Genomic DNA, 24263 nt, shown 5'->3' on the forward strand with positions numbered 1-24263 from the left:
GAGGCGGAATGTCCGTCAACAGCTTCGGCCGCTTTCTGCGCGTGACGACTTGGGGCGAAAGCCATGGCCCGGCCCTCGGCGCGGTGGTGGACGGCTGTCCGCCCGGCCTGCCGCTGAGCGAGGCCGATCTTCAGCCTTGGCTCGACAAGCGCAAGCCCGGCACCAGCAAATACGTGACTCAGCGCCGCGAGGAGGATCAGGTCGACATCCTCTCCGGCGTCTTCGAGGGAAGAACCACCGGAACGCCGATCAGCCTGATGATCCGCAACGGGGATCAGCGCTCGAAGGATTACGGCGAGATCGCCGCGAGCTTCCGGCCCGGCCATGCCGATTACGCTTATTTCGCCAAATACGGAATCCGCGATTATCGCGGCGGCGGGCGCAGCTCGGCCCGCGAGACGGCGGCCCGCGTGGCGGCGGGCGGGGTGGCGCGCGTCATCCTCGCGGCTCTGGCGCCTCAGGTGCGGATTCGCGGGGCCATGGTCGCCATGGGCGCCGACGAAGTGGACCGCGCCGCTTGGGATTGGGCTGAGACCGAGCGCAATCCCTTCTGGTCTCCGGACGCCGCCGCCGCCGCGCGTTGGGCGACCAAGCTGGAGGCTCTGCGCAAATCCGGCGATTCCATCGGCGCCGTGCTGGAGGTCGTCGCGGAGGGCGTTCCGGCGGGCTGGGGCGCCCCGATCTACGGCAAGCTGGATCAGGATCTCGCTTCGGCGCTGATGTCGATCAATGCGGTGAAGGGCGTCGAGATCGGCGCGGGCTTCGCCGCCGCCGCGCTGACGGGCTCCGAAAACGCCGATGAAATGCGCATGGGGAACGAAGGCCCCGTCTTCCTCTCGAACAAAGCCGGGGGAATCCTCGGCGGAATCAGCACCGGACAAGAGGTGGTCGCGCGCTTCGCGGTCAAGCCGACCTCCTCGATCCTCACGCCCCGGCGCACCATCGACAAGGCCGGAAACGAGGTGGAGCTGATCACCAAAGGCCGTCATGATCCCTGCGTGGGAATCCGGGCCGTGCCGGTGGGCGAGGCCATGATGGCCCTGACTCTGGCCGATCATCTTCTGCTCCATCGCGGACAGGTCGGCGAAAACGGCGGAGGGCGGATCGGATGAGTAGGCGGACGGGGGCGGCTGCGGCTTTGGCGGCGGTTTTGGCGGGGGGGCCTCTGGCGGCCCATCCGCATGTCTTCGCGGACGCCCAGACGGAGCTTCTCCTCGACGATCAGCGCCGTCTGACGGGCGTGCGGCTGCATCTGGTCTTCGATGAGATCTACACCGCCTATATGGCCGAGGCTCTGGAGCTGGACGCCGACAAAGACGGCGTCTGGACCGACGAGGAGCAGATCTTCGCCGCCGAGCAGAATCTCAACGGCCTCGACATGTGGAATTGGTATGTGCATGTCCGTCCGGCGGGGGGCGGCGGGAAGCTGGCTCTGAAGCCCGCCGAAGAGGCCCACGCCATGCAGATCGGCGACCGCTTCGCGCTCTCCTACGTCGCGCCTCTGGCCGAGCCCGCCGCTCTGGAGGGCGAGGGCGTCGAGCTGCGGATCTACGATCCTTATTTCTACGCCTCCATCAAGCTGCTCGACGCCGAGGACGGCGCGACTCTCGAACCCGAAGCGGTCGAGGGCTGCTTGCTGACCCGCGCCCCCGCCCATGTCGACCGCGCTTTGCAAAAGCGCCTGCTGGAGTTCGCCGCCGAGGAGACTCCCGAGATCGAGGGCGTGGAGGAGCCGGGCTTCGTCTTCGCCGACCGGATCGGCCTCTCATGCGGATGAGGGCGCTCTGCGCTCTGGGCGCGTCGGGCGCGCTGATTCTCGCGCCTGCGGCGGCATCGGCCTTCGGCTGGAGCGACGCCGCCTTTTGGCTTCAGCAGCGCCAGCAGGAGGCCCATCGGAGCCTCACGGCGGGGCTGCGGCTGATGCGCGAGGATCCTTGGGGCGGCCGCGCGGCGCTGGTCGGCGCGAGTTTTCTCTATGGCGTGCTGCATGCGCTCGGGCCGGGACATGGCAAAGCCTTGGTCGCGGCCTACGCCGTCGCCGCCCGCGCCCCGGCCCGACGCGCGGCGGGGCTGGCGCTGACGGCGGCTTTGGCTCAGGCGGTCTTCGCGGTGGTTCTGGTCTATGGGCTGCTGCTGATCCTCGACCGGGGCGGGCGAAGGGCCGTCGGGCTGGCGGAGGGAGTCTTCACGCCGCTCTCCGCCGCCCTGATGATCGGCCTCGGGCTTTGGCTGGCTTGGCGGGGCCTCGGAATCTGGCGGAGCCGCCCCCTCGCCGCGCCTCTCTCCGTTCCCGCCTCCGCGCCGGTTTTTCAGCTGGCCTCGCCGGGCGGCGGCGCGGCTTCGGGACGGGCGCTCGCTCTGGCTTTCGCGCCGGAGGCTCCCCATATGGCGGCTCAGGCCCTTCCCGCCCCCTCCGCCGCTCATGAGCATGGCCCGCAGTGCGGTTGCGCCCATGGGCCGGATCCCGCCGCTCTGGCCGCCGCCGATTCCTGGCGGGCGCGTCTGGCGGTGGTCGCGGCGACGGCCGTCCGGCCCTGCACGGGGGCGCTGATGCTCCTGACCGCCGCCTGGGCCATGGGCTGGCCCTGGACGGGCGTCCTCGCGGCTTTGGCCATGGGCCTCGGCGTCGGGGCCGCGACGGGCGGCGTGGCGCTCGGCTTCGCGGGGGCGCTCGGACTGGCCGAGAGGCTCGGCGCCGGACGCGCCGCCGGAGCCCGCCGCTGGGCGGGCGGACTCGCGGTCGCCTTCGGGCTGGCTCTGGCGCTGATGGGCGGGCTTTCGCTCGCCGCCGCCCTGACGGCGCCGCCTTCGGGGCCCGCCCTGCTGGGCGCGGCCCGCCAAACGACTTGATCGTCCGCCGGATCTGGCTCAAACTTCCGGAGATGAGGGAGAATGCGAAAACCGATGAAGACTGAAGCCGCTCGTTCGCCGGATGGCGTCCGCATCTACGCGCCCGAGGATTTCGAGGGCATGCGCCGCGCCGGACGCGTCGTCGCCGAGGTTCTCGACATGATCGAGGATCATGTGCGCCCCGGCGCGACCACCGCCGCTCTCGACAAGCTCTGTCAGGATTTCGTCGAAGCCTCCGGCGCGACCTCGGCCACCATCGGCTATCGCGGCTATCAGCATGCGAGCTGCATTTCGATCAATCATGTGGTCTGCCACGGCATCCCCGGCGAGCGGGCGCTCAAGGACGGCGACATCCTCAACATCGACGTGACGGTGATCGTCGACGGCTGGTATGGCGATTCCTCGCGCATGTACGTCGCGGGCGAGCCGAGCGTGAAGGCGAAGCGCCTGATCGAAACCACCTATCACGGGCTCATGCTCGGCATCGAGGCCGTGAAGCCCGGCGGGCATTTCGGCGACATCGGCGCGGCCATCCAGCATTACGCCGAGGGACGGCGCTGCTCGGTGGTGCGCGAATTCTGCGGCCATGGGCTGGGGCGGGTCTTCCATGATTCCCCCAACGTGCTCCATTACGGCCGACAGGGCGGACGCGAGGCGATCCATTCCGGGATGTTCTTCACCATCGAGCCCATGCTCAACCTCGGCCGCCCCGAGACCAAGATCCTCGCCGACGGCTGGACCGCCGTCACGCGCGACATGTCGCTCTCGGCGCAATACGAGCATAGCGTCGGGGTGACGGATCAGGGCGTGGAGATCTTCACCCTCTCCCCCGCCGGGCGATTCGCGCCCCCATGGCTGCGCTGAACGCATGACGGGAGCGGGGGGGCGAAGGGGCGCGCCGAAAAGCTCAGGGAAAGGGGCGGGGCAAGAGCCTGACGAACCTTCCCTTTTCGGCTTCGCCGACGCCGCGCCCGCCCGATCCGTCGCGCCCGCCTCCGCTTCCGCCCCCGCCCGCAGAAAAAAGGCCGGGGCCGCCGAAGCCTCCCCCGAGGAATCGGCGGAGGAGCCTCTTGAAGACGAAGCTCCGCAACGCTCGACGAAATCCTCGGAGATCCCGCTCCACGCCGGACATCGCGACCGGCTGCGCGCCCGCTTTCTGAAAGGCGGGCTGGATGCGGTGCATGATTATGAATTGCTTGAGCTTTTGCTCTTTCGCGCCATTCCCCGCCGCGACGTGAAGCCTCTGGCCAAGGCTCTGCTCGGGCGCTTCCACGACGTGGAGGGCGTCCTCTCGGCGGAGCCCGCCCGTCTGCGCGAGGTGGCGGGCTTAGGTGATTCGGCCATCGTCGAATTCAAGATCGTGGAGGCCGCCGCGCATCGTCTGGCGCAGGCGAAAGTCCTCAATCGCCCCGCTTTCAAGCAATGGTCGGAGATCGTGGCCTATTGCCGCACCCGCATGGCGCATCTGCCTGTCGAGGAGGTGCGGCTCCTGTTTCTCGATAAGAAAAACACCCTTATGGCCGACGAAGCCCGCAACCGGGGAACGGTGGATCATGCGCCGGTCTATCCCCGGGAGGTGGCCAAACGCGCGGTGGAGTTGCGGGCTTCGGGCGTGGTCATGGCCCATAATCACCCGACAGGCGATCCCACCCCCTCCGCCGCAGACGTCCGGACGACGAAAGACGTAAAAAAAGCGCTTGAAGCGGTCGGAGTTCAACTGATCGATCATCTTATTGTGGGAAAAAAGGCGGAGGTCAGCCTGAGGGCGCGGGATTTGCTTTAAAAGCCGGAAATCTTCGGCTTGGTACGGAGTAAAGCGCGCCCTTTGGATGGGCTTGACGGGTCGGAAAGACTTCGCCACAAGGGCGGAGGGACGGGAGCCAAACGAAGTCAAGGACTTCGGATTAAAATAGGCACAGTGATGCAGAAAAGAGTCATCTTCTCTATGACCTGCGGCTCTCTTGGGATGGCCGGCGGCGCGACGGCGGCTTTGACGCTGGCGTGCCTCCTGACCGCTCCGGCGCAGGCGGACCCGCTGCTTTGGTCCAAGACGGTTTCGCTGACCGCCGCCGAAGCCGCGAGCTTCGCGCCTCCGCCGCGCGATGCGGCGAATTTCGAGGCCCGCATGGTCGAGGAGGTGATGGCCGCCGCCAATCAGGCGCGCGCTCAGCAGGGCCTCGGACCGCTCAGCCGCGACGCGGCGCTCGATTCCATCGCGGCGGGCTATAGCCGCAAAATGCTGGCGGAAAGCTTTTTCGGCCATGTCTCCCCGGACGGCTCGACCCTGAAAAGCCGTCTTGGCGGACATATGCAGCGCCTCGGCCGCGCCGCTGAAAATCTCTGGACCGCCCGCGGCAAGATCGACTGGCGTCCCTCGGGCGTCTCGCAGCAGACCGTCGACAACTGGCTCGACAGCCCCGGCCATCGGCGCAATCTGCTGGAGGGCGAATTCACCACCGCAGGCGTGGGCGTGGCCCAGCGCGGCGAAACGATCTACGTCACCATGCTTTACGGCGCCTCCGGCGGCGGCGTGGCGGGCGAGACGCTCATGGCGGCGGCTCCGGCGCCCGCGCCGGTCGCTCCGGCGGGCTTCGGCTCCTCCATGGAGGCCTCGGCCCTCAGCGCGATCAACGCCGTGCGGGCCCGCAACGGCCTCGCGGCGCTTCGGGTGGATCAGCGCCTCGCCGGCTTCGCCCGCGACCGCAGCCGCGAAATGGGCCGCGCCGGGCATATGAACGCCGACGGCGGCCTTCTGGGCCGCGCCAGCGCCGCCACCGGCGCGCGCCGCGTGGCCGCCACGGTCTGGAAGGGCGACAACGTCGCCTGGTCCGCCGAGAACCTCGCGCAGACCATGCTCGACACCTGGGCCCGCGAGCCCAGCAACATGCAGGCTCTGCTGGACGGCTCTTACGCCAGCGTCGGGCTGGGGGTCGAGGTGGTCGAGGGCGGCGTGCGCCTCGCCGCGATCTTCACCGACGCCGTGGGCGACTTCTCCGGCGCGCCCGCCACGGGCTTCGCCGCGGCCGCTCCGGCCTACGCCCCGGTTCAGGTCGCTCAGGCGCCGGTCGCGCCGGTTTACGAGGCGGCCTTCAACGGCTTCTCCGAATTGCAGACCGGCTCCATCGGCGGCTTGGCCGTTCCGACGCAGCAGACGGCTTCTCTGCCGGTCTACGAGCGGGGAGACGCGGGCGTCGGCGGAAGCCGCGGCTTCGTCGCGGCGCCGGTCTACGACCCGGCTCCGGTCCTGCTGGCCCGGGCCCCGACCTATGATCCCGCGCCCACGCATCTCGCTCAGGCGCCTTTGAGCTCTCCGGCTCCGCGTCCGGCGCCGCTCTACGACCCGGCTCCGGTCCTGCTGGCTCAGGCGACGCCCTCCGTCACGACCACGACGACCCGCGTCGTCACGCCGGTCTACGACGGCTCGGCGGTGCAGATCGCCGTCGAGCGGCGGCTTGAGGCTCCGGTGGCGGGCGGACGCAGCGGCTGGGTGACGCGCAGCGTCACCACCGTCGTGGCCGGCGAGCAAGTCGGCGGACGGCTGCTCAGCTTCCTGAACTGACCAAAAGAGCGAGGGCGCTTCAGGGCGCTTCTCCCTCCGCGCGAGCCTGATCCGGGCGCAGGGCCGAATTGCGGTCTTGCGCCCGACGCGCGTTCAATGCCATGACGCGGCCCATTCTTCATAGAACAAGGGTCGCAGCGCCATGACCGAGCCTTCGCCTCAGGGGACGCCTTTCGAACGCAGGCGCGCCCTCGCCATCCACATCTTCACGGCCACGGGAACGGTCTGGGGCTTCATGGCGCTTCTGGCGGCCTCGGAGCGGGATTGGCGGGCGATGTTCCTCTGGCTGGCCCTCGCGCTCTTCGTGGACGGCGTGGACGGGTCGCTCGCCCGGCGCTACGACGTGAAGCGCTTCGCGCCCCGCTTCTCGGGCGAGGCCATCGACTGCCTCGTGGATTACTTCACCTACGCCATCATTCCGGTCTTCGCGCTGATGCAGACCGATTATCTCGCGCCGGGCTGGAACGCCGTCGCCGCCGCCATGATCCTGCTCACCAGCGCCTTTTATATGGCCGATCAGGAGATGAAGACCGAAGACGGATGGTTTCAGGGCTTTCCGATGGTCTGGAATCTGGTGGTCTTCTACATCTTCCTTCTGGATCCGCCCGCATGGGCGAATTTCATCGTCATCGCCTTCCTGAGCGTCTTCACCTTCTCGCGCTATATGTTCGTGCATCTGTTCCGGGTGAAGATGCTGCGCTCGGCGACGCTGAGCCTCATGGCGGTCTGGTCGGTTCTGGCGCTTTACGCCATCTGGGAGAACATGGATCCGGCGCCTTGGGCGATTTGGGTTCTCTGCCTGATCGGGGTTTATTTTCTGGGGCTCGGCTATTTCCGCGTGAAGCCTAAAGGCGCGGCGCGCTGAGCCATGGAGACTCGGCGCGAGGCTTGGGGCGGTCCATGGCGCGAGGAGGGCGGCTTCAGGCTGCGTCTCGCCATAGGCGCGCTGACGGCTCTGGCGGGCGCCGCCCTCGGAGCTTTGACGGGCGTGGCGGCGGAATCCGGGCCCGAGGACTTGCGGAGATTGGCGCTGGTCTGCGGTTTGGCGGGCTTCGCCTCTGGAATCGCGCTCTCCGGCGGCTTTGGGCGCGAGGGGCAGCGGGGCTGGCTGCGCGCGCTTTTGAGCTTTCCGCTGGCGATTCTTTTCGGCGCTCAATTCGTCGGCGTGGGATTCGCGGGCCTGCTCGGCCTCGGATTTTACGGGGGCCTGCCGGGTCTGAGCGGAGGCTTGCCGTTGGCGCTTGGGATGTTCTCCGTGGCGCTGATCTTCGGTCCGGCCTCCGCATGGCCTTTGCTCAAAGGCTTGGGCGCGGAGGGCGCGGCCATCGCTTTGGGGATCTGGCTGATCCTTCAGATTCTGGCGATCCGCGCGCGGAGAAGCCTCGGGCCTCCCGCGCGCGGCTCAGGATTCAGTGTCGGAAATGCCGCATTCCCGAAAAGGCCATGGCGAGACCGGCCTCGTCCGCCGCCGCGATCACCTCGGCGTCCTTGATCGAGCCGCCGGGCTGAATCGCCGCCGTGGCGCCCGCCGCCGCCGCCGTCAACAACCCGTCGGGGAAGGGGAAGAAGGCGTCCGAAGCCACCACCGAGCCCCGGGTCGGCGATTCGCTCAGGCCCAGAACCTCGGCCATGTCCTCGGCCTTGCGGGCGGCGATGCGGGTGGAGTCCACGCGGCTCATCTGGCCCGCGCCCACGCCCACCGTGGCCTCGTTCCTGGCGTAGACGATGGCGTTGGACTTCACATGCTTCGCCACGCGCCAGGCGAAGAGCATGTCGCGCAATTCGGCTTCGGTCGGGGCGCGCTTGGTGACGATCTTCAGATCCGAGAGCAGCAAGCGGCCTGAATCGCGATTCTGACGCAGGAAGCCCCCCGCGATGGGCTTATAGACCCAGCCCGGCGCGGTCGGGTCGGGCAGGCTCCCGGCGATGAGCAGGCGCAGGTTCTTCTTGGCCGCGAAGACGGCGCGGGCCTCCGCATCGGCCTCGGGGGCGATGACGACCTCGGTGAAGATCCGCGTGATGGCCTCGGCGGCGGCGCGGTCGAGGGGGCGGTTCACCGCCACCACCCCGCCGAAAGCCGAAGTCCGGTCGCAGTCATGGGCGCGTTCATAGGCCTCGACGAGGCTGCCGCCCAAGGCCACGCCGCAGGGATTGGCGTGTTTGACGATCACGCAGGCCGGAGCGCCTCCGGCGAATTCCGCGACCAGCTCATAAGCGGCGTCGGCGTCGTTGAGGTTGTTATAGGAGAGTTCCTTCCCCTGAATCAGCTTGGCCCGCGCCGCGCCGGGGCGCGCGTCGGCGGTGAGGTAAAGCGCCGCCCGCTGATGCGGATTCTCGCCATAGCGCAGGCTCTGCGCCAGACGCCCGCCCAAGGCCGCGAAGCGCGGGGCCGGATCTTCGGGCCGAGCCGTCTCGGCTTCGAGCCAACCGGCGATGGCCGCGTCATAGCTCGCGGTGCGGGCGAAGGCTTTGGCGGCCAGACGTCGCCGCAGAACCGTCGAGGTGCCGCCCAAAGCCTCCAGATCGGCGAGGATGGCGGCGTAGTCTTCGGGCTCCACGGCCACGGCGACATGCGCATGGTTCTTGGCCGCGCCGCGGATCATCGCGGGGCCGCCCACGTCGATGTTCTCGACGCAATCCTCGAAGTCCGCGCCGCGCTCAAGGGTGGCCTCGAAGGGGTAGAGGTTCACCGCCAGCAGGTCGATGGGGCCGATCTCATGAGCCGCCATGCTGGCCTCGTGATCGGCGTTCCCGCGCAGAGCCAGCAGGCCGCCATGGACCTTGGGATGCAGCGTCTTGACGCGGCCGTCCATCATTTCGGGGAAGCCCGTGACCTCCGAGACGTCCCGCACGGAGAGTCCGGCGGCGGCGAGCGCCTTGGCCGTGCCGCCCGTCGAGAGGATTTCGACGCCTTGGGCGACGAGGGCGCGGGCGAAGTCCTCCAGCCCGGTCTTGTCGGAAACGGAGATCAGCGCGCGACGCAAAGGCGCGACGGAATCGGTCATGGAAGGCCCCCCGGCGAGAATGAATCCGGGGGCTTGAACCATGGCGAGGCGCTTTTGGCTAGGGGGCGCGGCGCCGCGCCCGGGCTTTTTCGCGCGGTTTCAGCCGCCGAACTCACCCTCTGAAGGGCGGCGGCGGCAAAGCCAGAGCCTCCTCCGAGGGATCCGTCGCCCAGCGCATGTCCACCGGAGCGAAGTCGCGCGGCGAGGCGCCGCCCTCCAGAGCGCGCCGGAAGCTCCATTTCACCTGAGAGGAGGGCCCGCGCGCTTCGGCGTAGACCGCGAGCTGGCGCGTCGGACGGGGCGCGGCGGCGCGTCCGATATAAACGCTGTCCTCGATCTCCAGCCGCCCGCCGAGCTGGCGCATCACCCAAGCGTCGCCGCCCGGCAGAGCCAGCAGCGCGAAGCGCCGCTCCGGATCGAGCTCCGTCTCCACATCGGGATGCAGATGGAAGCGGATCACGAAGGGGATCTTCTCGCGGCGAGAGACGTGGCGGGAATCGTCGGGACGCAAAAGCGTGTCCTCGCCGCGCAGATCGTCGCCGTTCGCCCCGAGGAAAAGCCGCCGATAATAGAGATAGCCGAAGCGGTCCAGATAGCCGTCATGGCCCCCCAGCGCCCATGAACCCTCGGATTCGTCGCGGCGCTCGTTCTCCATGCGGTTGGGGCCGGAGAGGATCAGCCGATGCGGCTCGTTCTCGCCGGGCGAGAAGGTCACGGGAGAAGCCTCGTCGAGGCAGAGCGTGGAATGGGCCGCCGCGCCGCGACAGGCGATCTCCCATTGGGGGTCCATATGGGAGCCGGCGCCGCAATTCACCACCATCCGCCGACGCCCCACGCCGATCTCGACGGAGAGCGTCCCGCCATGGGCCTCGCCGGAGGAGGGGCCGCGCGGCGGCGCGCCGGTGTCGAAGAGGATGACCGTGCGTCCGCGCGAGAGCCTCTGAAAGCCGCTTTCGATGGCGCGGGGCGGGGCGGGAGAGTTCACGCCCGAAGCCGCCAGCACCCGCTCGACGCGGCCGTCGGTCTCCTCGCGGGCGCCGTTGAACAGCCCGAGGCCGCCGTCCGCCTGACGATAGAGCCGCAGAATGGGCGTCATGCGCTGGATGGCGTCCACGAGGGCGGGGGGAATCTCGCGGCGGGCGGTCAGCAGATTGGCGCGCAGCTGAACCAGCTTCTCCAGCAGATCCAGCGCCTCGCCGGGATTGCGCGAGACCGGGCCGCCGTCCGGGAGCAGGGCGTGATCCAGCGCCTCCTCCAGATGGGCGAGCCCGTCGGCGTAAAGCTCGCCGTGGCTCTCCAGCCCGAGCCCCGCCGTGGCCAGACCTATGGCCGCCCGCGCCCGGCGCGCGGGAATCCTTTCGTCGCGGAGGGCCCGCCGCAGAAAACGCGCCTGAGCCGCCAGACTCCGGAAGACCGCGCTGCGATAGACCATTTCCGCGTTTTCGGTGAGGAGCGCGCCATGCAGAATCCAGGCGGCCACCCGGTCGCCCAAGACGGCGGGCCGCCAGCCCACCGCGTCCCAGGATCCCGCCTCCCGCAGCCAGCTCTCGACGAGCCGCCGCGCCGCCGCGCGGGCCGGTCCGCCGTCCACGGCGCGGAAGTTGTTGAGCCAGCCGAAGCCGTGCATGGCCTCGGCCCAAAGCTCGCTCGGCGGGGATTGCGCCCAAGGATCGGCGTCGAGGGCCTTCACGGAATGGCCTTCGGCGTGGAAGATTCCCTCAGCCATGCGCTCGGCGCGTTCGGGCCATCCGGCGAGGATCGGCTCGAAGCGATGGAGGAAATGATCCGGCAGAGGGCCGCTGTCGGCCAGACGCCGCGCGGAGACTCCGCGCCACCAGCCGCGCGCGTCGTCGAAGCTGCGGGTGAGGCGGCGCGTCACGGCTCCGGGAGTCCGCGCGCCCTTGTTCTTCGGGCTGTTCATGCGCCTGCGCTCCCCCCCATGCCGCCCCTCGCCTGATGGTTAAAGCCTTGGAAGATTTAGGCCAGAGCGCCGGGATTGTCACGCGGGGAATGGCTCTCCTCAGGCGGGCGCCTTGCGCAGCAGGCTCGCGTGGAAGCCGTCCATCCCCCCGGTCTCCGGCCAGAGGTCGGGCCGCGTGGAGAGCGCGCCGGAGGCGTCGAGAAGCTCCGGCGGGACCGCTCCGGCGGGCGGCGCCTCGCGGCGCAGCTCCGGGCGGGCCTTGAGCAGAGCCGTGACGCGCTGCGCCCCCTCCTCGGGCCAGAGCGAGCAGACCGCGTAGACCATCGCGCCCCCCGGCTTGAGCCAATCGGCGGCGCGGCGGAGCAGGCGATCCTGAATCAGCGAGAGGCCCTTCTCCGGCCCGCCCGACTTCGCGCCCCGCAGGTGCGGGAGATCCGGATGGCGGCGGATGGTGCCGCTGGCCGAGCAAGGCGCGTCGAGCAGGATGGCGTCGTAGCGCGATTCGGGGCGCCATTCGAGGGCGTCCGCCGCGACGATCTCCGCCTTGAGCCCGGTGCGGGCGAGGTTCTCGCTCAGGCGCTCTAAGCGGGAGTCCGAGACGTCCAGAGCCGTGACCTCGGCGCCCGCCGCCGCGAGCTGAAGCGTCTTGCCGCCCGGCGCCGCGCAGAGATCCAGAACCCGCAGGCCCTTCACGTCGCCGAGCATCCGCGCAGGAAAGGCGGCGGCGGCGTCCTGAGCCCACCAAGCGCCCTCGGCGAAGCCCGGCAGAGCCGTCACGGCGCCCTGAGGCTGAAGCCGCAGAGAAGCTCCGCCCGGCGTCAGGCGCGCGCCGAGCTTCTCGGCCCAAAGCGCCGCTTCGGCGGGATCGCGCGGCGTGAGATCCAGAGGCGCCCCGGCCCGATGGGCCGCGAGGATCGCCAGAGTCCCGGCCTCGCCGAAATTCCCCTTCAGCCGCTTGAGCAGCCAGTCCGGGGCGTTGAGTTCGGGATCCAGCTCGCCGAAGGCCTCCGGCCCGACCTCGGAGATCCGCCGCAGGACCGCGTTGACCAAAGGCGCGAGCCGCCGCGCCGAGCCGCCTTTGGCCAGACGCACCGCGCAATCCACGGCGGCGTGGGGCGCGCCCTTCAGAACCAGAAGCTCCGCCGCGCCGCAGAGCAGAATCGCGCCCGCGCGGCCTTCGGGCGGCTTGGGCAGGAAGCTCGCGAGGGCGAATTGCAGCCGTCCGAATTCGCGCAGGGCGGCGTAGGTCAGGGCGCGGGCGAATCCGGCGTCGCGCGGCGGCAGGCCCTCGGCGCGGGCCCAAAGCTCGTCGAGGCGGCGGCCGTCGGCCAGCACGCCCTCAAGGATCTCCACGGCGGCGGCGCGGGCCGCCAGACCCGCCTGAAATTCGACGTCGGTTTTCGTCATAGGAAGGCGTCCAGACCTGTGAAGCTGGCGATGAAGGGCCAGCCCGCCAGACCATGCGCGCCCAGCGTCGCGAAATAGGCCACGGCGCCGAGGCGGCGCTCCTGAGGCGTCAGCAGACGCACGGCGGCTTCGTCGGCTTCGGATTCGAAGCGGATCAGCGCCATGATCTGCAGGCTCGCGAAGATGCTGATGACGAAAAGCCCCTTGATCGCCGCCAGAATCACCAGAAGTCCGCCGCTGGCGATCAGGATGCTCCGCGCCAGACCCGGCGGCGCCCATCCGGCCAGCATGGCCCGCAGCACATGCGAGCCGTCCAGAGGCCAGAGCGGCAGCAGGTTCACCGCGTTGAGCATGCCGATGGTCAAAACGGCGTAGCTGAGGAGCCAGCTTTCCTGACTCCCGACCGGGACCATCTCCCGCGCGAGCAGGCAGAGGACGAGAAGGACCAGACTAAAGCCCGGCCCCATCAGCGCGATGTACAGCCGCTCGACCTGACTGCGCGTCGGGGCGCCGGACCAGGCCACCGCGCCGAGAAAGGGGATGAAGCGCCAGCGCACGCGCTTATGCCCCGCCTGCCGGAAGGCCAGCACATGCCCATATTCATGCCAGCCGAGGGCGAACATGAACAGAAGGGCCAGAATCCAGCTTCCCGTCAACATCGTGACGACGGCGAAGAACAGGACGGCGAGGATGAGGTCGTTGCGGGTTTCTTGGCGCATAAGGGCCGCTCATAGCGCCTTTTCACGCAAGGCGCCATGGGGAGCATGGGGGGGAGCATGGGGGAGCGCGCGACGCGGCGGCGGAAGCTCCAGCGGCGCGTCGAGCCGCGGAGGCGCGGCCGCCGTCGGGCGAGGGGCTTGCGGCGGAGCGGCGGAGCGCGGCCGAGGCCGGATTCCGGCGCGGAAGGCCTTGAAGAAGCTTTTCAGCGTCCACCAGCCCAGCCGCAGACTCCCCCGGAGCAGATCCCGCGCCACGAGCAGGATCTGGAAGATCCCCGCGATCACCGCGAAAATGGCGCTGGCGACCTTCCATGCGCCCCGCACGACGATCTTCGTCCCCCGCAAGGCGCCTTTGCCCAGCACCCGCATCACCGGCGCCGAATCGGCCTTGAGCGCCCGCGCCGCGCGGGCGGCGTCGGCGACGTCGTCGGCGCTGTCGCTGATCTTGAGGACTTGCCGCGTCGCGCGCCAGCCCCCGGCGTCGTAGACGGTCTTCAGGTCGCCCATCGGGCGGGTCAGGCGGGTCAGCCCCTGCGCGCGGACCAATTCGCCCGCCTCCTCGGCGCGGCCCGTCCGGCGCAGACGGTTGAGGTCCACCGCCTCGCCCACCGCGCCCCGCAGCTCGCGCGCCAGAGGCCCCGAGAGCAGGCCCGAGCGCGCCGCCGACTTCGCCACCGAGACCCCGGTCTTGGCGGGCGCCGTGGCCCCGAGGCTGACGAGCATCCCCGCCTCCAGAGCCAGACCCACCGCCGCCAGACCCACGATCAGATCATTGGGGTTTTCTTTCGGGAGTTCGCGCGCCAGATCCCGCAGGTCGCCGACCACCGAGAAATCCGAGACCACCGCGCAGCCGATCCCCGCCGCGCCGTCTCCCGAACCGAGGATGAAGCCGCGTCCGCAATCATAGGCCGTGCGGCGGGCCTGAGCGAAGCCGGTGGTTTCGGCGGCGAGGCGGTCGAGCTGGCGCTGAGGCAGCGCGATCCCGGCCAGATCCGCCGCCTCCTTGAGCAGAACCGCGTCGTCGATCTCTCCGGCGGCGAGGGCCGCGTCCATGTCGAGCGTCAGCTTTTCGGGCGTGGCCTCGGCCTGAAAGGCCTCCATCAGCCCCTGACGCAGCAGATGCTCAGGCGAGCGCTCCGAGAGCAGGATGGGCGCCCCCCAGTTCACCAGACTCAGGGCGACGAGGAATTGTCCGCTCCGCCAGAGGAGGGCGGGGAGCAGGCGCGAGGTCCGCGCGGCGGCTGAGGGGGTCGTCTGACGCGTCATCAGGCTCACATGGCGCCCGCCTCGACGGGGCGCAAGATCGCGCCGCAGACGGAGGGCGTCGAAAAAAAGCCGCAGCGAAAGCTGCGGCTTGTAAGTCTTTCGGCCTTTCCGGAGATGATGGGACGAATCCCGAAGCGGCGGCGGGCCGCTTGTCTGCGTCTCCTGAGGGGCGCAGACCTCCGGATGGTGAAGAATCGGAAAGGATTCGTCAAGGCATTCCTGCCTTTCCTTACGCGGAAGAGAGGTATTTCACGGCTTCGTCACGTCTCATCAGATGCAGAAGAATGCGCAGAGCCCGGCCCCGTTCCGAGGCGAGATCCGGCGTACGCGTCATGATCAGCCGGGCGTCGTCGCGGGCGATGGCGAGCAGCTCGTCATGGGCCTCCGAATCGGCGTAGCGGAAGGCCGGAAGCCCCGCCTGCTTCACCCCGAGCAGATCCCCCGCGCCGCGCAGCTTCAGGTCGGTTTCGGCGATGAGGAAGCCGTCCTCGCTTTCGCGCATGGTCTCCAGCCGCTTGCGCGCCGTCTCGCCGAGCGCCCCCGGCGCATGGAGCAGCAGACAGGCCGAGCTCTCCGCGCCGCGTCCGACGCGCCCCCGCAATTGGTGCAGCTGCGCGAGGCCGAAGCGCTCCGCCTGCTCGATCACCATGACGCTGGCTTCGGGCACGTCCACCCCGACCTCGACCACGGTGGTGGCGACGAGGATCTGCGTCTCGCCGCGCTGAAAGCGGGACATGGCCTCGTCCTTCTCGGCGCCCGACATGCGCCCATGGACCAGCCCCACGCGCTCCGCCCCGAAGAGCCCCGCCAAAGCCCGATGACGCGCCTCGGCGGCGGGCAGATCGGAGGCGGCGGATTCCTCCACCAGAGGGCAGATCCAATAGGCCCGCCGCCCCGAAGCCAAAGCCCGCCCGAGGCCGTCGGTCACTTCGTCGTAGCGCGCCATGGAGATCAGCCGCGTGACGATGGGCTTGCGGCCCGGCGGCTTCTCGTCGAGCACGGAGAAATCCATGTCGCCATGGGACATCAGCGCGAGGCTGCGCGGAATGGGCGTGGCGGTCATGGTGAGGATGTCGACGCCATGGCCTTTGGCGGCCAGCTCCATGCGCTGGTTCACGCCGAAACGATGTTGTTCGTCCACCACCGCGAGGCGCAGATCCTTGAAGCCCACCTCGCCCTGAAACAGCGCATGGGTGCCCACGAGCAGATGAATCTCGCCCGCCGCCAGCTCTTCGAGCAATTTCGCGCGGGCCTTGCCCTTGTCGCGCCCGGTGAGGACCTCCAGCCGCAGGCCCGCCTTGGCCGCCAAGGGCGCGAGCCTCTCGGCGTGCTGGCGCGCGAGGATCTCGGTGGGGGCCATGAGCGCGGCTTGTCCGCCGGATTCCACCGCGATGAGCATCGCCATCAGCGCCACGAGGGTCTTGCCCGCGCCGACGTCGCCTTGCAGCAGCCGCAGCATGCGGTTCTCTGAAGCCATATCGGCCTCGATCTCGGCGATGGCGCGGGTCTGGGCTCCGGTCGGGCCGAAGGGCAGAGCCGCCCAGACTTTCGCCCTCAGGCTGCCGTCGCCCGGATTGGAATAGCCCCGCCGCTTCTGTCGCATCTGCGCCCGCATCAGCGCGAGGGCCAGTTGATGCGAGAGCATTTCATCATAGGCGAGGCGTCGCCGGGCGGGGGAGAGCGGATCGAGATCGGCGCGGCTTTTGGGCTGATGCAGGCTTGTGACCGCCTCCAGCCAGCCGGGCCAGTTCTCGCGGGCTTTGAGCGGGCCGTCGAGCCATTCCGGCAGGTCGGGCGCTTGGGCGAGGGCCTTGGCCACGGCGTTGGCGATGGTGCGCGGCGCGAGGCCCCCCGCCGTGGGATAAGTCGGTTCGAAGGCCGGAAGCTTCTCCGCCTCTTCGGGCGGGAGCATATGCTCCGGGTGGATGATTTGAATCGTTCCGTCGAAATCCTCGCGCTTGCCGGAGATGATCCGCGTCGCGGCGACGGGAAGCTGCTTCTGGATATGCTGCGGATTGGGATGGAAGAAGACGAGGCTCACCGGAGTCCCCGCCATATCCTCCGTCTCGACGCGCCAGGGCATGTTTTGCCGGACGGGATTGCGGTGACGCAGGATCTTCAGCTCCAGCGTCATGACCGCGCCGGGAAGGGAGGCGCCCGCGTCGGGCGCAAGGCGGCGATCCACGCCGCCGGTCGGCAGAATCCCCAGCATGTCGCCGACGCTGCGCGCGCCGAGCTTTTCGAGTCCGGCGGCGGTCTTGGGGCCGACGCCCTCAAGGCTTTGAGGTTCGGCGAAGAGCGGATAGAGGATTTCAGGGCGCATGATCTTGAGAATCTAAGGAATTCGGCGGGCTTGCAAGATCTTCCGGCGGCGTGAGCCCGAGGCGCTTCGCCGCCGCCCGTCCCGCCGCCGCTCCGGTGGCGAAGCAGGCTTGCAGCAGATAGCCGCCCGTCGGCGCCTCCCAATCGAGCATTTCGCCCGCGAAGAAGACTCCCGGCAGACGGCGCGTTTCGAAATCCGGCGTCAGCTCCGACCAGCGCAGGCCCCCCGCGCTGGAGATGGCGCGCTCCAGAGGAAAAGCCGCGCCAAGGGTCAAAGGGACGTCTTTGATCCGCGCCGCCAAAGCTTTTGGATTGTTGGCGGGGTCTTCGCCCTCGAAAGGCCCCGCCAGACGCGCCAGAGCGCGCGCCACGGGCGCGAGCCCTCCGGCTTTCTCCAGATGGGTCGAGAGCGAGCGTTTGCCGCGCGGCGCCGCGAGGCGCTCCGCCAAAGCCCCCAGACTCAGATCCGGGCGCAAGTCGAGGCGGATCTCCGCCGTCTCGCGCAGAGCCAGCTCCGCGCGGATGGCCGGGCCGAGCGCGTAGATCGCGCCGCCTTCGATCCCGCGACGGTCGATCATGGCCTCGCCCATGACCCGCGCCGCGCCGCAGGCTATGGCGACGCGCTTCAGAGGCGTCCCGGCGAAGCGGGCGGCGAAATCCTCCGGCCAAGCGACGTGGAAGCCGCTGTTGGCGGCGCTGAAAGGCGTGATCGCCGCGCCTTTGGCGGCCAGAAGCTCGGTCCATGCGCCGTCCGGGCCGAGATGGGGCCAGCTCGCGCCGCCAAGCGCCAGAACCGCCGCCTCCGCCGCGATCTCCTCCGGTCCCTCGGGAGTCTCGAAGAGCCATGCGCCTTCGGGCGTCCAGCCGGTCCAGCGGCGGCGGAGACGCAGCTCCACGCCGAGATCTCCGAGCCGCTTCAGCCAGGCCCGCAGCAAAGGCGAAGCCTTCATTTCTTCGGGGAAGACCCGCCCGCTGCTGCCGACGAACAGCTTTTGTCCCAGACCTTCGGCCCATTCGGTCAGAGCCTCGGGCGGGAAGGCCCGCACCGCCGGGGCCAGAGCCTTCGCCGCCGCGCCGTAGCGGCTGAGGAAGCGCTCCTCAGGATCGGTGTGGGTGAGGTTCAGACCGCCGCGCCCCGCGATGAGCAGCTTGCGTCCCGGACTCGCCATGCGCTCGGCGACGAGGACGCGGGCTCCGGCGCGGGCGAGGATCTCGGCGGCCATGAGTCCGGCGGGTCCGGCGCCGATCACGAGGGCGAGGGGAGCGGAGGAGGTCATGCGCGGGCGGGGCCTTCACAAAGATCGGGAGGCCTTGGGGATAAGCCGCGCCGGACGGAAAAGCCAGAGCGCAAAGAGCCTCCCCCGATCCGGCGGATCAGGGGAGGCTCCAAAGAAAAGCGGCGGAGTTTCAGAGGCGGATCAATCCGCGATCTGCCAGGTTCCGGTCACGGTGACGCTGATGCTCTGCTCGCCGCCCGCGATGGGGGTCGGCGGCGCGGCCATCGGCGCGGCGGCGGCGCGGGCGAAGGCCACCACCGGGAAGCTCGGGCCGGAGACCTGTTCGCTCAGGCCGTTGAGCTTGCCGAGCGTCACGCCGAGGGTCTCGGCGTATTCCTGCGCCTTGGCGCGGGCGTTGAGCGCGGCCTCGCGGCGGGCGGCCTTGAGCAGCTCGTCGCGGTTCTCGATGTCGAAATTCACGCCCGCCGACTGATTGGCGCCCGCGCCGACCAGAGCGTCGAGGGTGGGGCCGACCTTGGAGAGATCCGTCAGACGGACGTTGACCGTGTTGGTCGCCTCATAGCCGCGCAGCACCTGACGTCCGCCGCCGCCCTGACCCTCCTGCACCCATTCATAGCGGGGGCCGAGGCTGAAATTGGAGGTCTGGACGTTCTTATCCTCGATTCCGGCGGCTTTGAGCGCCTCGAAGACGGCGGTCATGCGGGTCGCGTTCTGCGCGACGGCCTCCTGAGCGCTCTCGGCCTGCACCTGAACGCCGACCGAGACGGTCGCGAGATCGGGGGCCGCCGTGGCCGAGCCCTCGCCCGAAACCGAGATCAGGCGGTCGTCGGCGAAAGCCGCGGGGGCGGCCAGAAGGCCCGAGAAGGCCAGAGCGGCGGCCAGAGCGGCGGGGCGGAAAACGAAACGCGACATGAAAAGCTCCCTTGGAAGGATGGACGTCCTGCGGCGCATATAGGCCGTCCATCATGGCGGAAAAAGAGCCTTCCGGGCGCGGATTGGGGCGAAAACGTGGAATTTCGCCCCGCGTTCGGAACCGCGTTCAAAAAAGCGGCGGATCACGCGACGGGCGGGGCGCCTTCTCCGGTCATGCGCGCGAGGGTCGCGTCCCTCCAGAAGACCTGATGCAGGACCACCATGAGGATATGGCCGAAGATCAGCGCGAAGAGCGTCCAGCCGAGCGGGCCGTGGAGCAGGTCGCCGATCGACCGCAGGGCCTCGTTGGGGGCCGGGCCTTGCGGCAGGATCTCGAAGCCGAAGGCGTTCAGCGGCGCGCGGGCCATGGCGTGAAAGCGCAGGACGGCGATGCTCGGGACGAGGATCATCAGGGCGTAAAGCGCCAGATGTCCGAGCCAGGCCGCCCGCCCGAGAACGGAGTCCTCATGCGGCGGACGGCGGCGGGCGTTGAGCAGGCCCCAGGAGCCTCGCAGAAGCGCGCAGCCGAGGATCAGGACGCCCACCTGATGATGAGTCCGCCACATGGCGCGGGCGGCGGCCTGAGCCTCGCCGCCGCTCTCCCAGAAGAAGACGCGCAGCAGCACGCTGGTCAATTGCCAGACGAAAAGCCCGACCATCCCCCAATGCAGGAATTTGCTGATCAGGCCGTAGGCGGCGGGCGAATCCGTCAGGCGAAGAGCGGAGGATTTGGCGGCGGGCATGGGCGGGCGGACTCCGGAAGCGAGGCGGGGGAGCGAGGCGGGACAGGCGGACTCAGGCTTGGCTGGCCTTCTGCGGGAGAGAGGCGGGTCTGGCTGGGCTGGGATCCGGCGCGGCGAGATTGGCCCGCTCCGCCCGCCGAGGCAAGGGAGCCCGCGCGCCGATCCGCTCGCTTTCGCGTGAGGGCGCCTTCATGCGCGGCCTTCATGCGCGGAGGGCGCGCCCGTTCCGGACGCGCCCTCTGCGGAGCTTCTTGGAGGAGGGCGCGGCGCCTCACATCAGATCGCGCACCTGCAGGATGGCCGGGCCGATGATCACGATGAACAGCACCGGCAGGAAGAAGACGATCATCGGAACGGTCAGCTTGGCGGGCAGGGCCGCCGCTTTGCGCTCGGCGAAGGACATGCGCTCGGCGCGGCTTTCCTCCGAGAGCACGCGCAGGGCCTGTCCGACGGGCGTGCCGTATTTCTCGGCCTGCACCAGAGCGCCCATCAGCGCCTTGACCGGCTGAAGGCCCGTGCGGTTGGCGAAATTCTCATAGGCGAGGCCGCGGTCCCCGAGGAAGGAGAGCTCGGCGGTCAGCAGGCCGATCTCCTCGCTCAGCGCCTTGGATTGCGGCGAGATCTCATGCATGACCTTGTGGAAGGCCTTTTCGATGGACATGCCGGACTCCACGCAGATGACCATGAGGTCCAGCGCGTCCGGATAGGCGCGGAGCATCTCCTTCTGACGCTTCTGCGTCAGATTGCTGAGAAAGACCGTCGGCGCGTAATAGCCCGCCGCCGCCGCCACCAGCATCGCCGCCGAGGTCCGGAACAGGTCGAAGTCGCCCGCCCGGAACATCCACATGTAGACCAGCGCCATGGAGGCCGCCACGATGGGCAGCATGGCGCAGAAGAACACGTAGACGATGGCCGCGTTGCGGTTGCGGAAGCCCGCCCGCGCCAGTTTCTGACGCAGGCCGGTGTCGTTGATCATCTCCTGAAGGCGGAATTTCTCCACCGTGTTCCGCATGGCGCGGATCTTCTTATCCGCGGTCGGACCCTGCTGCCGGCCGGCGACCGAGTCCATGCGATGGAGGCCGCGCAGGCTCTCGCGGCGCCTGCGGACCGCTTCGAGCCGTTCGGTCAGGGAGCTCGCTTCGGAGCTCTTCATGCCGATCAGCGCGTAGAGGGCTCCGCCCACCGCGAAGCCGGCGAGCAGCGGCGCGATGAAAGGCGTGAGCGTAAGGATCAGATCGGGGTTCATGAGGAATCTCCCAGACGGGCCTTCAGATCGGAGGGGCCTTAGATGTCGATGGCGATCATCTGCTGCATGACGAAGACGCCCAGCCCCATCCAGAAGAGGCCGATGCCGAGCAGGATGTTGCCGAGCTCCTCGGTGAAGAGCAGTCCGATGTAGTCCGGCGACATGAAGTAAAGCACCAGACCCAGCAGGAAGGGCAGAGAGCCGATGATGCTCGCCGAGGCCTTGGCCTCGGAGGAGAGGGCCTTGATCTTGTTCTTCAGCTTCTTGCGGTCGCGCAGAACCGTGCTGAGGTTGGTCAGGGCCTCGGCGAGGTTGCCGCCCGTCTGCTTCTGGATGATCAGCACGATGGAGAAGAAGTTGACCTCGGCCAGCGGCAGACGGTCGTACATGCGCTTGAGCCCGTCCTCCATCGAGACGCCCACCGTGAAGCTGTCGACGAGGCGCTGGAATTCGCCGGCGACCGGCTCCTGCATCTCGCGGCCGATGAGCTTGAGCCCGTCGTTCACCGGCAGGCCGGTGCGCACGCCGCGCACCAGAACGTCGATGGCGTTGGGGAACTCCTCGATGAATTTCTTCTCGCGCTTGCCGATCTTGCGCTTGAGCCACCAGCGCGGCAGGAAATAGAGCGTCACCGGCAGCGAGAGCAGGGCCACCATCGGCGAGACCTTCACCGCCAGAATCAGCGCCGCCACCACGAAGAGCGCGATCCCGAGGAAGACGCTCATATAGCTGAAGACGGTCTGATGGACGCCCGCGCGCTCCAGCAGGAGGCCGAGATTATTCGGGCTGGTCTGGGTCAGGCGGCGGCGTTCGCTTTTCTTGACCTGATCCTGAATGCTTTTTTTGCGGTCGGCGGCGGTGGAGGCCGCCATCGAGGTCGCGGCGCCTTTGCGCGCCATGGCGCCGGTCAGGCGCCGGCGGGAGAACTTGCCGCCGCCGTCGGCGGGCAGGCCCACCAGAGCCGTCAGAAGCCCGGCCACCGCGATGAAGGTGGTCGCGCCCGTCAGATAGACCACATGCTGCGACGGCAGATGCGCGACGATAGTGCTGAAGACGTCCATGGGAGGCCCTTTCCTGAAGCCGGCCCGATCCGATCCTGTGGGGGATCATAGGGCGACGAAGCCTCATAAATCCTTGCGCGACGCCGCCCCCGGCTCTGGAATCCGCGAAGGAATCCGCAGCGAGGGGGCGGCGCGCCGTTCGTCAGCTCAAATCCTCGTCCATGCTGGTCAGGGCGCCCTGAAGCTCCACCTCGCGGTTATAGCTCTGAGCGCGCTCCCAGAAGGCGGGCTGACCCACGCCGGTCGAGAGATGCTTGCCCACCAGCTTGCCCTGAGCGTTCTCGCCCGTGACCTTGAAGCGCACGAGATCCTGCGTGATGATCGTCTCGCCCTCCATGCCGAGCACCTCGGTGATGTGGGTGATGCGGCGCGAGCCGTCGCGCAGGCGCTGGGCCTGCACGATGACGTTCACCGCCGAACAGACCATCTCGCGGATCGTCTTCGAGGGCAGCGAGAAGCCGCCCATGGTGATCATCGATTCGAGGCGGCTCAGACATTCGCGCGGGCTGTTCGCGTGGAGCGTGCCCATCGAGCCGTCATGGCCGGTGTTCATGGCCTGGAGGAGATCGAAGGCCTCCGGGCCGCGCACCTCGCCGACGATGATGCGTTCGGGGCGCATACGCAGACAGTTCTTCACAAGGTCGCGCATGGTGACCTCGCCCTTGCCTTCGAGGTTCGAGGGCCTCGTCTCCAGACGCACCACATGGGGCTGCTGGAGCTGAAGCTCCGCCGAGTCTTCGCAGGTGATGATGCGCTCGTCGTCGGCCGAGAAGCCCGAAAGACAGTTCAGCAGAGTCGTTTTACCGGAGCCCGTGCCGCCCGAGATCAGGATGTTGCAGCGCGAGGCCGAAGCGATCTCCAAAACCTTCGCGCCTTCCGGCGTGATGGCGCCGAAGCGGACCAGATCGGCCATCTTCAGCTTGTCTTTCTTGAACTTACGAATCGTCAGCGTGGGGCCGTCGATGGCGAGCGGCGGCGCGATCACGTTGACGCGCGAGCCGTCCAGAAGGCGCGCGTCGCAGATGGGGCTCGATTCGTCGACGCGGCGGCCGACCTTCGACACGATCCGCTGACAAATCTCCAGAAGCTGGCGATTGTCGCGGAAGCGGATGTTGGTCAGCTCGATCTTGCCCTTGGTTTCGATATAGACCTGATCGGCGCCGTTCACCATGATGTCGGCGATGTCGTCGCGTTCGAGCAGAGGCTCCAGAGGGCCGTAGCCGAGCACGTCGTCGCAGATGTCGTCCACGAGGCGGCGCTGCTCGGCCACGCTGAGGACGAAGCCCTTCACCGCCACGATCTCGTTGATGATCGTCGAGATCTCGTTTTCGGCGTCCTCGCGCGAGAGCGCGACCACGCGCGACAGATCCATCGCGTCGATCAGGGCCGAGAAGATGTCGGTCTTGAGCGAGTAATATTCCTGCGTATGGATCGGATCGCCGCGCGAGCGCTCGGTGGAGGCGGCTTTCGCCTCCTCGTCGGCGGGCGTGGCGGCCTTGGCCTTATTGGCGCGCGCCTTGGCGCGCAGCGCGCCGAAGCCGCCGGGACTGGGAGTCGTGTCCGAGGCGAGCGAGACGCCGGTCGCCTTGCCGACGGGCACGACCTCGCCGCTCTCCTCCGCCGCATGGGCGGAGGGATCGGGCCGGGGATCGGACGCGCCGGGACGCGGAGCCCCGGGGCCCCCGGGCCCTCCCGGGCCCCCAAGGCCGCCCGGACGCGGCGGAGGGCCGGAAGGGCCCCCGAAGCCCGGAGGCGGGCGCGAGCGCGAGAGATCGACGTTGAGCGCGTCGGTGGGCTTGGGCTTGATCCTCGGGCCGAGGCCGCCCAAACCGCCCGCGCCCGCCGGACCCGGCGGCGGCGGCGCCTTCATGCCGGGACGCGGAGGCGGAGGAGGCGGAGAACGGCGCGGAGGGGGCGGGGGGGCGCCCGTAGGAAGCCCAAGGCCGCCGAAGCCGGCGGGCGCCTCGCCCTGAGGGCGGCGTCCGAAGATTTTGGGGGGCGTCGGGTTGCTCAT

Annotated in this window: 20 protein-coding genes; 8 read left to right on the forward strand and 12 right to left on the reverse strand. The window is 69.0% G+C overall.

Translation table 11 applies throughout. The features are described from left to right. Positions 1 to 8: 8 nt before the first annotated feature. The 8 genes from aroC to B161_RS0102250 all read left to right on the forward strand — a co-directional run bounded on the left by aroC (position 9) and on the right by B161_RS0102250 (position 7901). Positions 9 to 1112, forward strand: coding sequence for a chorismate synthase (aroC, locus tag B161_RS0102215; protein ID WP_018631722.1), 1104 nt, complete (start codon positions 9 to 11; stop codon positions 1110 to 1112). Beyond that, positions 1109 to 1777, forward strand: a complete 669-nt coding sequence (locus B161_RS18485; RefSeq protein WP_083922818.1) for a DUF1007 family protein — start codon at positions 1109 to 1111, stop codon at positions 1775 to 1777. The genes aroC and B161_RS18485 overlap by 4 nt, the downstream gene beginning before the upstream one ends. Further along, entirely contained in the window at positions 1768 to 2850 is a 1083-nt protein-coding gene (locus B161_RS16285) for a nickel/cobalt transporter (RefSeq protein WP_018631724.1), read from the forward strand. Before B161_RS18485 ends, B161_RS16285 begins: the two co-directional genes overlap by 10 nt. 54 nt (positions 2851 to 2904) lie before the next feature. Next, positions 2905 to 3714 carry a type I methionyl aminopeptidase gene (map, locus tag B161_RS0102230; RefSeq protein WP_018631725.1) on the forward strand — a complete coding sequence of 270 codons (810 nt, stop codon included), beginning with the start codon at positions 2905 to 2907 and terminating at the stop codon, positions 3712 to 3714. Between the two features lie 4 nt (positions 3715 to 3718). Beyond that, positions 3719 to 4633, forward strand: coding sequence for a RadC family protein (gene radC, locus B161_RS0102235; protein WP_018631726.1), 915 nt, complete (start codon positions 3719 to 3721; stop codon positions 4631 to 4633). Between the two features lie 162 nt (positions 4634 to 4795). Then, entirely contained in the window at positions 4796 to 6409 is a 1614-nt protein-coding gene (locus tag B161_RS18490; RefSeq protein ID WP_169338261.1) for a CAP domain-containing protein, read from the forward strand. A gap of 142 nt (positions 6410 to 6551) precedes the next feature. Then, entirely contained in the window at positions 6552 to 7274 is a 723-nt protein-coding gene (locus B161_RS16295; RefSeq protein WP_018631728.1) for a CDP-alcohol phosphatidyltransferase family protein, read from the forward strand. A 3-nt stretch (positions 7275 to 7277) separates the two neighbouring features. Continuing rightward, positions 7278 to 7901, forward strand: a complete 624-nt coding sequence (locus tag B161_RS0102250; protein ID WP_018631729.1) for a hypothetical protein — start codon at positions 7278 to 7280, stop codon at positions 7899 to 7901. Here B161_RS0102250 and purH read toward each other — a convergent pair. From purH to B161_RS16315, 12 genes are all read right to left on the reverse strand, one after another. Then, positions 7819 to 9414 carry a bifunctional phosphoribosylaminoimidazolecarboxamide formyltransferase/IMP cyclohydrolase gene (purH, locus tag B161_RS0102255; RefSeq protein ID WP_026310133.1) on the reverse strand — a complete coding sequence of 532 codons (1596 nt, stop codon included), beginning with the start codon at positions 9412 to 9414 and terminating at the stop codon, positions 7819 to 7821. The genes B161_RS0102250 and purH overlap by 83 nt on opposite strands. 112 nt (positions 9415 to 9526) lie before the next feature. Next, complete coding sequence (locus B161_RS16300) at positions 9527 to 11335, reverse strand: heparinase II/III family protein (RefSeq protein WP_018631731.1); 1809 nt, start codon at positions 11333 to 11335, stop codon at positions 9527 to 9529. Between the two features lie 99 nt (positions 11336 to 11434). Beyond that, complete coding sequence (locus tag B161_RS16305) at positions 11435 to 12742, reverse strand: RsmB/NOP family class I SAM-dependent RNA methyltransferase (RefSeq protein WP_018631732.1); 1308 nt, start codon at positions 12740 to 12742, stop codon at positions 11435 to 11437. Next, entirely contained in the window at positions 12739 to 13461 is a 723-nt protein-coding gene (locus B161_RS18495) for a metalloprotease (protein ID WP_018631733.1), read from the reverse strand. The genes B161_RS16305 and B161_RS18495 overlap by 4 nt, the downstream gene beginning before the upstream one ends. Before the next feature lie 9 nt (positions 13462 to 13470). Next, positions 13471 to 14736 (reverse strand): hypothetical protein, encoded by a 1266-nt coding sequence (locus B161_RS0102275; RefSeq protein ID WP_026310134.1) that lies wholly within the window; start codon positions 14734 to 14736, stop codon positions 13471 to 13473. A 220-nt stretch (positions 14737 to 14956) separates the two neighbouring features. Then, positions 14957 to 17050, reverse strand: coding sequence for an ATP-dependent DNA helicase RecG (gene recG / locus B161_RS0102280; protein WP_018631734.1), 2094 nt, complete (start codon positions 17048 to 17050; stop codon positions 14957 to 14959). After that, complete coding sequence (locus B161_RS0102285) at positions 17040 to 18326, reverse strand: BaiN/RdsA family NAD(P)/FAD-dependent oxidoreductase (protein ID WP_018631735.1); 1287 nt, start codon at positions 18324 to 18326, stop codon at positions 17040 to 17042. The genes recG and B161_RS0102285 overlap by 11 nt, the downstream gene beginning before the upstream one ends. Before the next feature lie 141 nt (positions 18327 to 18467). Continuing rightward, complete coding sequence (locus tag B161_RS0102290; RefSeq protein ID WP_018631736.1) at positions 18468 to 19199, reverse strand: SIMPL domain-containing protein; 732 nt, start codon at positions 19197 to 19199, stop codon at positions 18468 to 18470. Between the two features lie 143 nt (positions 19200 to 19342). Continuing rightward, positions 19343 to 19942, reverse strand: coding sequence for a cytochrome b (locus B161_RS0102295; protein ID WP_018631737.1), 600 nt, complete (start codon positions 19940 to 19942; stop codon positions 19343 to 19345). A gap of 271 nt (positions 19943 to 20213) precedes the next feature. Further along, entirely contained in the window at positions 20214 to 21188 is a 975-nt protein-coding gene (locus tag B161_RS0102300; protein WP_018631739.1) for a type II secretion system F family protein, read from the reverse strand. Positions 21189 to 21226: 38 nt separating this feature from the next. After that, the gene (locus B161_RS0102305) at positions 21227 to 22249 is read right to left on the reverse strand and encodes a type II secretion system F family protein (protein ID WP_018631740.1); all 1023 of its coding nucleotides are present in this window, start codon (positions 22247 to 22249) and stop codon (positions 21227 to 21229) included. Positions 22250 to 22391: 142 nt separating this feature from the next. Further along, positions 22392 to 24263 carry a CpaF family protein gene (locus B161_RS16315; protein ID WP_018631742.1) on the reverse strand — a complete coding sequence of 624 codons (1872 nt, stop codon included), beginning with the start codon at positions 24261 to 24263 and terminating at the stop codon, positions 22392 to 22394.

Origin of the sequence: Neomegalonema perideroedes DSM 15528 (genome assembly GCF_000374145.1) — a bacterium.
Lineage (GTDB): Bacteria > Pseudomonadota > Alphaproteobacteria > Rhodobacterales > Rhodobacteraceae > Neomegalonema > Neomegalonema perideroedes.